This is a genomic window from Microbacterium sp. SSM24 (genome assembly GCF_025989145.1).
Taxonomy (GTDB): domain Bacteria; phylum Actinomycetota; class Actinomycetes; order Actinomycetales; family Microbacteriaceae; genus Microbacterium.
In genome coordinates this window covers 1,947,800-1,959,658 of the sequence record NZ_JAPDNQ010000001.1, presented here as the reverse complement: position 1 = coordinate 1,959,658, position 11,859 = coordinate 1,947,800, and the positions used below count along the sequence as shown (strand labels likewise).

General features: G+C 69.7%; 13 protein-coding genes. 3 read left to right on the top strand and 10 right to left on the bottom strand.

What is annotated here, in order from left to right; all coding sequences use genetic code 11:
• Positions 1-159: 159 nt before the first annotated feature.
• The 3 genes from OL358_RS09005 (at position 160) to OL358_RS08995 (ending at position 1,790) form a co-directional block, all read left to right on the top strand.
• Positions 160-717 (top strand): hypothetical protein, encoded by a 558-nt coding sequence (locus OL358_RS09005; RefSeq protein WP_264709642.1) that lies wholly within the window; start codon positions 160-162, stop codon positions 715-717.
• Between the two features lie 20 nt (positions 718-737).
• Entirely contained in the window at positions 738-1,472 is a 735-nt protein-coding gene (locus OL358_RS09000) for an alpha/beta fold hydrolase (RefSeq protein ID WP_264709641.1), read from the top strand.
• A 99-nt stretch (positions 1,473-1,571) separates the two neighbouring features.
• Complete coding sequence (locus OL358_RS08995; protein ID WP_264709640.1) at positions 1,572-1,790, top strand: hypothetical protein; 219 nt, start codon at positions 1,572-1,574, stop codon at positions 1,788-1,790.
• A 76-nt stretch (positions 1,791-1,866) separates the two neighbouring features.
• Here OL358_RS08995 and OL358_RS08990 read toward each other — a convergent pair whose 3' ends face one another.
• The 10 genes from OL358_RS08990 to OL358_RS08945 all read right to left on the bottom strand — a co-directional run bounded on the left by OL358_RS08990 (position 1,867) and on the right by OL358_RS08945 (position 11,636).
• Positions 1,867-2,361, bottom strand: a complete 495-nt coding sequence (locus tag OL358_RS08990) for a hypothetical protein (protein WP_264709639.1) — start codon at positions 2,359-2,361, stop codon at positions 1,867-1,869.
• Positions 2,361-2,579: a hypothetical protein gene (locus OL358_RS08985; protein ID WP_264709638.1), complete on the bottom strand. Its 219-nt coding sequence runs from the start codon at positions 2,577-2,579 to the stop codon at positions 2,361-2,363. The genes OL358_RS08990 and OL358_RS08985 overlap by 1 nt, the downstream gene beginning before the upstream one ends.
• Positions 2,580-2,719: 140 nt before the next feature.
• Positions 2,720-3,139, bottom strand: a complete 420-nt coding sequence (locus OL358_RS08980; RefSeq protein ID WP_264710264.1) for a DUF1622 domain-containing protein — start codon at positions 3,137-3,139, stop codon at positions 2,720-2,722.
• Positions 3,140-3,197: 58 nt separating this feature from the next.
• Positions 3,198-3,488: a GNAT family N-acetyltransferase gene (locus tag OL358_RS08975; RefSeq protein ID WP_264710263.1), complete on the bottom strand. Its 291-nt coding sequence runs from the start codon at positions 3,486-3,488 to the stop codon at positions 3,198-3,200.
• A gap of 95 nt (positions 3,489-3,583) precedes the next feature.
• Positions 3,584-5,038: a glycoside hydrolase family 1 protein gene (locus OL358_RS08970; protein WP_264709637.1), complete on the bottom strand. Its 1,455-nt coding sequence runs from the start codon at positions 5,036-5,038 to the stop codon at positions 3,584-3,586.
• Complete coding sequence (gene yicI, locus OL358_RS08965; protein WP_264709636.1) at positions 5,035-7,272, bottom strand: alpha-xylosidase; 2,238 nt, start codon at positions 7,270-7,272, stop codon at positions 5,035-5,037. The genes OL358_RS08970 and yicI overlap by 4 nt, the downstream gene beginning before the upstream one ends.
• Positions 7,272-8,159, bottom strand: coding sequence for a carbohydrate ABC transporter permease (locus OL358_RS08960; protein ID WP_264709635.1), 888 nt, complete (start codon positions 8,157-8,159; stop codon positions 7,272-7,274). Before OL358_RS08960 ends, yicI begins: the two co-directional genes overlap by 1 nt.
• Positions 8,159-9,130: a carbohydrate ABC transporter permease gene (locus OL358_RS08955; protein ID WP_264709634.1), complete on the bottom strand. Its 972-nt coding sequence runs from the start codon at positions 9,128-9,130 to the stop codon at positions 8,159-8,161. The genes OL358_RS08960 and OL358_RS08955 overlap by 1 nt, the downstream gene beginning before the upstream one ends.
• A 55-nt stretch (positions 9,131-9,185) precedes the next feature.
• On the bottom strand, positions 9,186-10,496 hold the full coding sequence (locus OL358_RS08950) for an extracellular solute-binding protein (protein WP_264709633.1): 1,311 nt from the start codon (positions 10,494-10,496) through the stop codon (positions 9,186-9,188).
• Between the two features lie 108 nt (positions 10,497-10,604).
• Positions 10,605-11,636, bottom strand: a complete 1,032-nt coding sequence (locus OL358_RS08945; protein WP_264709632.1) for a LacI family DNA-binding transcriptional regulator — start codon at positions 11,634-11,636, stop codon at positions 10,605-10,607.
• Between the last annotated feature and the right edge of the window lie 223 nt (positions 11,637-11,859).

Below are 11,859 nucleotides of genomic sequence, written 5' to 3'. Positions count from 1 at the left end.
TCGCGGCCGAGGCTGGCCGGGCGGGGCCGACGGCGAGCGTGCGCGGCGGCACGGTACACCTTCGGATCCGACCTGGCGACGGTGGTGCTCCGGGCGAAAAGAGCGGATGCCGCGGCGCTGCCTCGGCGCCCGGAGCCCGCGCCGGACGTATCGTGGATCATGGCGCCCTCACCGGATTCCGCACCTCGCTCCACCGTCGTCGCCCTCGTGGGGACCGGGAGCGATGAGCTCCTCTGCGGGCTCGCGCGCTTCCCCGCGATCGCGGCGCTCGCGCTGCGCGAGGCGGAGCCGGCGGACGCGACGCGGGCGGTCGCCGCGGCATCCAGCCCGTACGTGGTCCACGACGCCGATCCGCTCGAGCACGTCGCCGCGGCGTGGGTCGAGCTCTACGAGGAGAAGGCGACGCTCGGCACGCTCGAGGTCGAAGTCGAGACGCTGCTCGGTCTGTTCCGGGCCGGGGACGCCGTGATGCCCGACTACTACGTCGTGGCGGGTCCGGAGTCCATCGAGGGCACGTGGCGGCACTGGTGGCTGGGCGCCCTCGCGCTGCGCGCCCCGTCACGCGTGCTGCCGGTCGAGGCCGCCGACTCCGCGGTGCGGGCGCGGCTTCGCGCCCTGCCGGCATCGCGACCGTGGCCCGAGCCCGACTGGCTGCGCCGGGTCCAGTTCGACATCCCCGATCGCGTGGGCCTGCGCGACCAGCCCGGCGCGGCATGAGCGTCGCCTAGGCTTCTGCGATGGCCTCTGCTCGACGATTCGCGTTCGCCGGAGCGACCCTGGTCGTGGAGCGGCGGGGGTTCGGGCATCCGCCGTACGTGCTGATCCACGGCATCGGCATGGGGCGCAGCGTCTTCGCCGATCTGGCGACGCACCTCGACGATGCCCGCGAGGTCGTGATGGTGGACCTCCCCGGGTACGGCGAGGCTCCGGAACCGGCGCGGGTGCTGACGATGGAGCGCACCGCCGACCTCGTCGCCGCCTACCTGGACTCGGCCGTCCACGGACCGGCCGTGGTGATCGGCCACTCGATGGGCTCGCAGGTCGCGCTCGAGGTCGCGGCGCGGCATCCGCATGCCGTGGCGAAGCTGGTGCTCGTCGGCCCGACGGTCGACCCGACCGCCCGCACCGCGCCGCGTCAGATCGGCCGGCTGCTGCGCGACCTCGCGGTGGAGAGCCCGAAGGTGATCGCGGTCGGAGCGCGGGAGTACGTCCGGGCGGGACCTCGCTTGAGCAGGAAGTTCCGCGCGATGCTCGCGCACCGCCCCGAGGACGTCCTCCCCCGCGTGGCCGCGCCGACCCTGGTGCTGCGCGGCGAGAACGACCTCGTCGCGCCGCGCGGATGGTGCGAGCGCATCGTCGCCGCCCTCCCCGACGGGCGGCTCGCCGAGGTCTCCGGCCACGGTCACGAGACGATGATCCGGGATGCCGGACCCGCCGCCGCGCTCATCCGCGCCTTCGTCGGCGACGACTGAGAACTGCCGCTCTCGCGCGGATTCCTGCCACCTCCACGGGAACCGGCAATGTCGGACCCCCGGCGTACGTTCGAGTCATCGGAACACACGGAGGAAACCATGCTCTCGCTCGTCACCGCCGCCGAACAGCAGTACCGCCACGACACCTGGGCCCGCGATCGCGAACTCGCGCTCCTCGTCTCGATCCGCGAGCGACGCGCCGCCGAGGCGGCGGCCGTCCCGCCGCGGCCGCGTCTCCGACGCGCCGCCTGGGCTCGCCCGATCGGGGTGCGTCTCGCGCCCGCCGAGGTGTGCACGGCCGCCTGCGCTGCTGCCTGACGCTTCGCGCCGCCCGCCCGTTCCGGGGGGTGGGCGGCGCGAATCGCGCCGCGGTGGCGCCGTCAGGATCGGCCGGTCACGACTGGTCGGGTGCTGACGCGTCGCCGGTCGAGATCTGCTGCGCGAGCTCGTGCACTTCCGCGTCAGGCAAGGAGACCCCTGACTGGTCGAGCCGCTGCGCGAGGACCTGGGCGATCCGCTCGACGGACTCGGTCCCGACATCCTGCCGCGTCTGTGCCACGATTCCCGACACCTTCTCCACGGCGGATGCGTCGTTCTGCGACATCGCCGGAAGGCGCTGCTCCTGCTCGGTGCCGAGCGCGCCGGGTTGGCGCTGCGCCTGGCCAGCCGTGAGCGTCTCGCGCCCCTCATCCTGGCCGTAGTGGTCGGCCCCGTCGCCCGATTCGACGACGCCGATGCCGACCGCCTGATGGCTCGCCTCGTCGCGCGCGGGTAGATCACCCGCAGGCGCCTCGGTGGCCTGTGGCTCGTCGGACCCGGTGGCCGCGACCTCGGGCGCCGGCGGGTCCGGCGGGGCGGTCTCGTTCTCGTTCTTCTCGTGCGTCGTCATCACGGCTCCTCGTCACCTCGGTCGGCGCCGGCCGCGAGATCGGGGTCGGCACCCTGTCGTGCGTGTTCACCCTCGACGGGATCGTCGGGGCGGAGCGCGGCATCCGTCAGGAGTTGGTCGGCGTCGGAGTTTCGCTCCTCCGCCTCCTCGTCCCCCACTTCGTCCCAGCCACCGGGCGGATCGGCGTCGATGACGCCATCGGGCAGGTCGCGGTCCATGTCTCTCCTCTCGTCCGACTCCAGCCTGACGCGCGAGCCCGTTGCGCAAGAGGGGCTTGACCTACGTCCGTTTGTGCGGGAGAAAGTGCGCCTGCACGCCGCGCCAGGCGTACTTTCGCCCGCACAAACGGAAGGGGGTGTCAGGGGTGGTCGGCAGGGACGGCGGCCTGCGCGGCGCGGTCGCGTGCGACCGCATCCCCGACCATCTGGCCGCCGCTGCGCAGCAGCGCGCGACGCCACGGGAGGGTGCCCTCGATCTCGATCTGGATCGACATCGACAGGAGGGTGCGGATGAGCACGATGATGCCGAGGATCGCCGCATCCTCGAGCGAAGGCTTGGACGTGATCGTGCGGATGAGGTCGGCGGCGACGAGCACCTCGAGTCCGAGCAGGATCGCGGCGCCGAGGGTCGTGCGCAGGATCGTGAACGCGGCGGTGCCGCCCTCGTGCCGGGCGAGGGAGCGGGCGCCCAGGACGATCGCGATGACGAAGCCGACGATCATCGCGGCCGCGCCGACCGCCTCGAAGCCGACGGCCACGGCGGTGAAGACCTCTTCCATGTGCACGCGGCCAGCATAGGGCCGCGCGGGCTGCGCCGAGCGGGCTGCGCCGCGCGGGTTACGCCGAGCGGCGGTCGGCCAGGATCTCGCCGCGCCCCGGGTTCGCGGTGAACCAGTCGGCGACATACCAGCAGACCGGAATCACCCGGCGGCCGCCCGTGCGCTCGAGCTCGGCGACCGCGCGGTCCACGAGCTCACCCGCGTAGCCGTGCCCGCGAAAGGTCGGCACGGTGTATGCGCGGGTCATCGCGACCGTGCTCCCGTCGTCGCGGTAGTCCAGCACGCTCACGAGGTCGTCGCCGCGGTGGAGCGTGTAGCGCGAGGCATCCGGTTCGTGCGTGAAGCGCATCTCGGTCACCCGCACAGCGTAAGCCCGGCCGGAGACGTGCGGACGCGCGCACCCGGGATGTCGCGGCCTTCGCACAGCGACATCCCGGGTCGCGCTCAGTCGGGGAGCACTCCGGTCGTCGCGAGGCGCGAGTACCAGAGGCCGCTGTCCTTCACGGTGCGTTCGAGCGTGTCGAAGTCGACGCGGACGATGCCGAATCGCTTGGCGTATCCGTAGCCCCACTCGAAGTTGTCCAGCAGCGACCACACGAAGTAGCCGCGCAGGTCGACGCCCTGCTCGATCGCCCGGTGGGCCGCGGTGAAGTGCCGGCGCAGGTAGTCGAGGCGCTCCGGGTCCGGCACCGAGCCGTCCTCGGCCACCGCGTCAGCGAAGGCCGCGCCGTTCTCGGTGACCATGAGGGGCTGATCGGGGAACTCCGCCTTCAGCGCGAGCAGCAGCTCCTCCAGTCCCTCGGGGGCGATGTTCCAGCCCATCTCGGTGTACGGGCCCGGCTGCTCGACGAACTCGACCGCCTGGTCGCTGCCCGGCCACGCCGTGCCGCCCGCGGCGCCCTTGTGCCCGTCGTTCATCTGCTTGGGCGAGACGCCGTCCCACAGCTGCACGGTCGCGGTCGAGTAGTAATTGACGCCCAGGACGTCGATCGGCTGGTGGATCGCGTCGAGGTCGCCGTCCTGCACGAACGCCCAGTCGGTGACGGATGCGGTGTCCTCGACCACGTCCGCCGGGTACTCGCCCTTCAGCAGAGGGTGGGTGAAGACGCGGTTGGCGAGCCCGTCGATGCGGCGCATCGCCTCGGCCGCGCCGTCACCGACGCCGCGCAGGACGTGGAAGTTCAGCGTGATCGAGTAGTCGGGGTCGCCCGTCGAGGTCGCGCGCAGCGCCTGGACGGCACGACCGTGCGCGAGATTGAGGTGGTGCACGGCGGCGAGTGCGGATGCCGGCTCGTGGCGTCCGGGAGCGTGGCCGCCCTGTCCGTAGCCGAGGTAGGCCGAGCACCACGGCTCGTTGAGCGTCGTCCAGGTGTGGACGCGGTCGCCCAGCGCGGCGCCCATCACTTCGGCGTAGCGCTCGAACGCGTCGGCGGTCGCCCGCACCGGCCAGCCGCCGGCATCCTCCAGCGCCTGCGGCAGGTCCCAGTGGTAGAGCGTCGCAACCGGACGGATGCCGCGCTCGAGCAGGCCGTCGACGAGGCGCGAGTAGAAGTCGATGCCCGCCTGATTCACCGCGCCGGTCCCGGTGGGCATGATGCGCGGCCACGCGATCGAGAAGCGGTAGGCGCCGAGGCCCAGCCTCTTCATCAGGTCGAGGTCGTCGTCGAGCCGGTGGTAGTGATCGCACGCGACGTCGCCGGTGTCGCCGTTCCACACCTTGCCGGGCGTCTTGCTGAAGGTGTCCCAGATCGACGGGCCGCGGCCGTCCTCGTTCGCCGCGCCCTCCACCTGATACGACGCGGTCGCCGAGCCGAAGGTGAAGCCGGGCGGGAAGACGAGGCCGGAGTCCCGGTAGTCGGGGCTCCCCTGCACGACGGTAGGAGAAGTCACGGATGTCATCGTGTCACCGCGGAGAGGTCGGCCGTGAATTGTTGCGTGCGTCCGTCGGGCGTCGTCACGGTGATCGTGCGCGTGCCCGATCCGCCCGGGAACACCCGCAGCTGGAGACCGTCGAGGTAGTCGTAGTCCGGGCGGTCGGACCGGGCGCCCCACGGGAGGACGGCGCCGGGACGCACGTACAGCGGCAGACTGTCGAACCCGTGCGTCTCCCGTCGCCACCGGCCGCCGGTCACGGTCTCCCCCGTGAGCAGGCTCGTCCACTCGCCGTCGGGCAGGTAGAAGTCGACCTCGCCCTCGGCCGAGAACACCGGCGCGACCAGGATGTCGCCGCCGAGCATGTACTGCCGATCGAGGTGCAGCACCGCCGGGTCGTCGGGGAACTCGAGGAGCATCGGCCGGAGGATCGGGATGCCGGATGCCGCGGCATCCGCTCCCGCCTGGAACAGATACGGCATGAGGTGCATCTTGAGGTGCGTGAAGCGCCGCGTGACCTCGACGGCCTCCTCGTCGAACGCCCACGGCACGCGGTACGAGCCGGAGCCGTGGAAGCGGGAGTGCGAGCCGAGCAGGCCGAACGCGGTCCACCGCTTGAAGACCGCGGCATCCGGCGTGCCCTCGAAGCCGCCGATGTCGTGGCTCCAGTGCGCGAAGCCGCTGTAGGCGAGCGAGAGTCCGCCGCGGAGGGTCTCGGCCATCGACGCGAAGGTCGACGTGGAGTCGCCGCCCCAGTGCACGGGCATCGTCTGGCCACCGGCGGTGGCCGACCGCGCGAAGAGCACGGCGTCGCCCTCGCCGCGCGCTTCGACGAGCACCGCGTGAACGGCCTCGTTGTAGAGCTGCGTGTAGAGGTTGTGCATGCGCAGCGGGTCGGAGCCGTCCGCCCACTCGACGTCGACGGGGATCCGCTCGCCGAAGTCGGTCTTGAAGCAGTCGACGCCCTGGTCGATCAGCCGCCGCAGGTGGCCCTGGTACCACGCCGTCGCGTCGGGGTTCGTGAAGTCGACGAGCCCCATGCCGGCCTGCCACAGATCCCACTGCCAGACCGAGCCGTCGGCGCGCTTCACGAGGAAGCCGCGGTCGGCGGCCTCGCGGAACAGCGGCGAGCGCTGCCCGATGTACGGATTGATCCACACGCAGACGCGGAGGTCCTTCTCGTGCAGTCGCGCGAGCATGCCGTCGGGGTCGGGGAAGGTGCGCGGGTCCCATTCGAAGTCGCACCAGTTGAACTCGCGCATCCAGAAGCAGTCGAAGTGGAAGACCGAGATCGGCAGCTCGCGCGCGGCCATCTCGTCGATGAACGAGGTGACGGTCGCCTCGTCGTAGTCGGTCGTGAACGACGTCGAGAGCCAGAGGCCATAGGACCAGGCGGGCACGATCGGCGGGCGACCCGTGAGCGCGGTATAGCGCTCGAGCACGTCCTTGGGCGTCGGACCGTCGATCACGAAGTACTCGAGCACCTCGCCCGGCACCGAGAACTGCACGCGCTCGACCGCCTCCGAGCCGACCTCGAACGACACGTGGCCGGGGTCGTTGACGAGCACCCCGTATCCGCGACTGGACAGGTAGAACGGGATGCTCTTGTACGCCTGCTCGCTCGAGGTGCCGCCGTCGGCGTTCCAGACGTCGACGGTCTGGCCGTTCTTCGCGACCGGGCCGAACCGCTCGCCGAGGCCGTAGACGACCTCGCCGACGCCGAGGTCGAGCTGCTCGTGCACGAACACCCGCTCCTCGGGGGCGGGCGATGCGCCGCGCGCATTGCCGACGACGCCGGTCTCCACCTGCGCGTCGGCGGCGAGCCGCACGTACCCCTCGGCTTTGTGACCGCTCGACGTCAGCACGCGACCGTCGTGCTCGAACGACAGCGCCCACGGCGCACCCTGCGAGACGCGCGCCGTGAGTCGGCCGGTGACCAGCTCCCCGCCGCCGGGAGTGACGGATGCCGCGCCCGCTCCGCCCTCGACAGCTCCGGGGAGCGCGAACCCGCCGTGCCATGCGCCGCCCTCGTGATGGGCGACGCGCACGCGCACCACCCCTTCGAGAGGCGACGACAGCGTCACGGTCAGCACGGGACGGTTGAGCGTGTCGCCGCGCTTGGCGATGACCGCGGTGGGAGCGGTGATGACCAGTCCGGGGCCGTCGGCCGTGGCGGCCGATTCCCACACGTCGTACGCCTCCTGGGCGTAGAGGGCGGTGACTCCGGGTCGAAGCTGCCAGAACCCGTCGGTGAACTTCATTACTTGACTGCTCCTGCCGTGATGCCGCGTGTGAGCGTGCGCTGGAAGATGAGGAAGAAGATGATCGTCGGGATGATGCTCAGCAGCGCCGCTCCGGCCGTCGTGGTGACATCCATGAGCCGGTCTCCGGTCAGGACGCTGACCGCGACGGGAACGGTCTGGCTCGCGTTCGACGGCAGGAACGTGAGCGGAATGAGGAACTCGTTCCAGGTCCAGATGAAGAAGAAGATGAGCAGCACCGAGAGCGTCGGTCGCGTGATCGGGTAGACGACCCGCCACAGGATCTGCCAGCGGGTGGCGCCGTCGATCGATGCGGCCTCGAGCACCTCCTTGGGGAAGGTGCCGAGCACCGACGCGAGGAGGTAGGTGCCGAACGCCGCCTGGATCACCGTGAAGACGATGATGACCGACCACACGCTGTCGTAGAGACCCACCGACTTGAACATGTAGTACAGGGGGTAGAGCAGCGCCTCCTGGGGCAGCAGGTTCGCCATGAGGAACAGCAGCACGATCCAGGAGCGTCCGCGGACGCGTCCGATGCCGATCGCGAAGGCGTTGAGCAGCGAGATCACCACCGCGAGCACCGCGACGACGCCCGAGATGAAGATCGAGTTCCACACCTTCTGCGGGAAGTTCACGCGCTCCCAGAAAGCCTGGATGCCGGTGAAGTCGATCGCCTGCGGCAGCGCGAACGGACCGGACGTCGCGTAGTCGACGGGCGTCTTGAAGGCGTTGACGAGGATCAGGTAGAAGGGCACCATCACGACGAGGGCGCCGAGGATGACCGCGACGAACAGCAGCCAGTCGATCGCACGCTTCTTCGTCATGCCGCCGCGTGGGCGCACGCGGGTCTTGCCCTGCGTGATGATTGCGGTCGTGGCAGCCATCAGAGCCCCGCCCTTTCCTTGCGCTCCATCGAGTTCTGCACCCGGATGAAGATGATGGAGACCACCACGACGAGGATCGTGAGGACCGTTGCGATGGTCGCGCCGTAGCCGATGTTCCGCTTCGTGAAGAACTCGGTGTACGCGTAGTAGGCGGGCACGAGCGTCGCGCCGGCAGGACCGCCCTGCGTGATGATGTACACCGGCCCGAACACCTTGAGCGCGGCGATCGTGCATGTGAGCGTCACGACGAAGATCTCGGGCCTGATGATGCTCATGGTGATCGCCGAGAATCGCTGGAACCAGTTCGCACCGTCGAGCTCCGCCGCCTCGTAGAGCTCGGGGTCGACGCGCTGGAGCGCAGCCATGAACACGACGATCGGATAGCCGAGCTGGACCCAGACGAGGACGCCCATGAGCACGAGCAGCGCGGACGGCATCTGCCCCAGCCAGTCATAGGCGGGGATGCCGAACACGGCGAGTATCTGATTCACCGACCCCGTCGCGCCCGGGCGGAACATCCAGCCGATCACGATGCCGGCGACGGCGATCGGGAGGATCTGGGGAAGGTAGTAGGTGGCCCGCAGGAAGCTGCCGACCTTGCCGCCGAACTTGCGGCCGACGACGTCGAAGAGGAGCGCCGCGACGATGAGGCCGATCGTCGTGGGGATCACGACCATCGCGAGGACCATCCAGACGGAGTTCGTGAAGGAGGTCCAGAAGTCTTCGTCTGTGAAGATCTTGACCCAGTTCTCGAGTCCGATGAACTCGGGGGTGCGGACGCCGCGCCACTTGGTGAACGTCAGATAGACGTTGAAGATGAGCGGGATGATGACGATGACGAGGAGGAGCACGAACCCCGGGAGGAGGTAGAGCCAATACCCGGCGGTGCCGCCCTTGCGCTGCGGGATCGAGGGCTGCTCGGGGGGGAGCTTCGTGCGCGCGCCGCGTTCGGCGCGGGTGATGACGGACATGTGCGACTCCTTCTGAGGGCGGTGGGTGGCGTCGCCGCCACCCACCGCCGATCGATCAGCGGAAGTCCGCTGTGCCTTCTTCGTACTCGGCGCCGAGGTTGGCGTTCGTCGTCTCGGCATCCTGTGTGCCGGTCACGAGACCCTGCAGCTCACGGACGATGACGTCGTAGAAGCCGGCGGCGGGCCAGTCGGGGTAGAACGACAGTCCGTCGTTGTCGAGGATCCCGTTGAACGTCGCGATGAGCTCGGCGCTCTTCTCGTCGGTGATGTCGGCGGGTTCCGCGGCGACGGGGACGCCGCCGTTGTTGCCGATGATCGCCTGGATCTCGGGACGCATCGTGATGTCGATGAACTCGTACGCGAGCTCCTTGTTGGCCGCGTTCTCAGGCACGACCCACAGGTTGCCCGACGACCCGAGCGAGAGCTGCGTGTCGGGGAACGCCTGCAGCGTCCAGTCGAAGCCGGCCTCCTCGACGAAGCGTCCGTACCACCACGAACCCGACACGAAGATCGGGGCCGTGCCGTTGATGAACGAGACACCCGCGTCCTCGGCCTTGACGGACGAGACGTCCGAGGCGATGTACCCCTTGTCGACGTACTCCTGGAGGGTCTCGGTGGCGTAGGTGAGCTCTTCGCCCTGCCAGTCGACCGGGTTCTCGTAGAGCTGGTAGTCGTTGACGAACTGCCGGTCGGCCTGCGTCAGCGCGAGCTGGTACCACAGCTGACCCAGCGGGTACTCCGCACCGGCCTCGGCGAGCGGGGTGATGCCCTGAGCGACGAACGCGTCGAGCACGTCCACGAACTCGTCGTAGGTGGTGGGGATCTCGAGGCCCGCCGCCGCGAAGGCCTCCTCGTTGTAGTACACGCCGACGAACTCGCCGTAGTTGGGGATGCCGTACCAGGTGTCGCCGCCCATGACCCCGTCCTCGGTGTACTTGGCGGTGGTCTGCAGCGACGGAGCGAGCTTGTCCGCCCAGCCGTACTCGTCGACGGCGTCGGAGATGTCGGCGATCAGGCCGGTCGAGGCGAGGAACCCGGCCGTCGCGTTGCCCTTGTTGAACTCCATGAGGTCGGGCGCGGCATCCGAGTCGAGCACCTGGCTCGCGGTCTTCTGGATCTGCTCGAACGACTTCTGCTCGAACTCGACCGTCGCGCCGGTCTCCTCTTCGAACACCTTGATGGCTTCGTTCCAGGCCTTCGCCATCGCGCTGTCTTCGCCCTCGTAGTGCCAGAGCTTCAGCGTGTCGCCGTCGCCTTCACTGCCGCTGCCGCCACCGGCGCAGCCGGCGAGCGCGAGCGCGCCGACGGTCAGGGCGCCCACGGCGGCGAGGCCGCGTCGGGCGTTCTTGCGTGTGATTCGTGCCATCGGTGGCACTCCTTTCTTGGTGACCAACGTTGGTCGCGATGGTGTGTGATTGAGTTGTCGAAGCGCTTCGATAGCGGGCAGCGAAACGCGGATCGGATGCCGCGGCGGTCAGTCCGCCGTGGCCTCCGACGATCTGGGCGCGGCGATGGAGCCGCGGGCGGTGTAGGTCGGAGGGATGAGCCGGACACCGGGCTCGGGACGGTCGGAGCCGAGCGCCTGCAGCGCGAGGTCGACGGCGAGGTCGCACGACCTCTCGGGCACGAGGGGCAGGGAGTCGAGCGCGACGGGCAGCGCGGTCAGGTCGAACGATGCGCCGACCGACACGACCGAGACATCCTCGGGAATCCGGAGTCCGCGCGCGTCGAGCTCGGCGAGCGCGGCCGCATGAGCGTCGTCCGCACAGTGGAGGATGAGGGCCGTCGCGCCGCCGTCCAGCAGTTCGGCCACCGTGCGACGGGTCGCCTGGCGGTTGGCGTGCTTGGATCCGGTCGTGCCGTACGCGGCCCGGGCGCCGCGCTCGGCGCTCCGCCCGAGCACGCTCGCGCGGACGCGGGGCGGGAAGTTCGACTTCACGTAAGCCGTCTCGGTCTGCCCCACGAGTCCGATCGAACGGTGGCCGGCATCGGCGAGCAGGTCGACCGCCTGCGCCGCGGCGGCCTCGAAGTCGAGGTCGACGCAGATCAGACCGTCGTTGTCGTCGGGGATCCCGATGAACACGGTGGGCGTCGTGATCTGCCGCGCGAGCGCGACCCGCGCATCGTCGGGGGCCACGTCCAGCACGAGGATCGCATCGACCAGGCCGTTCGCGGCGACCCGGCTCATACCCGCCTGGGCCTGCTCGTCCGTGAGGAGGAGGATGTCGTAGTCGTTCCGGCGCGCGGCAACCGCGGTCGCGAGCACGAAGGCCATGTGGGTCGGCGCGTGCGTATCGGTTCGCAGCGGCTCGGTCAGCGCGAAGATCTGGGTGCGCGACCCTGCCAGCATGCGGGCGCCCGCGTTGGGGCTGTAGCCGAGCTCGAGCACCGCGGCCTCGATGCGGCGACGGGTGTCTTCGGCGACCGGGCGCTTTCCGCTGAGTGCGTACGACACGGTGCTGATCGACACGCCGGCGACCTCGGCCACCTCGTTGATATTCGCCATGTCGACCTCATCGTCTGGGGGAAATTCGCTGTCGAAGCGCTTCGCGGAAACGCTTCGACTCGAATGTTAGGCACATCGCGATCGCCGACGCAAGACATTTGTGGAATTAGCCAACAAATCTCATCTCGCGCTCACGCCCGCCGATTGAGCAAAGTGTCACATTCCGTCATGAAAGGAACGCGGTATCCGTGCGATTTGACGCATTGGGACCCACTCGGTCATA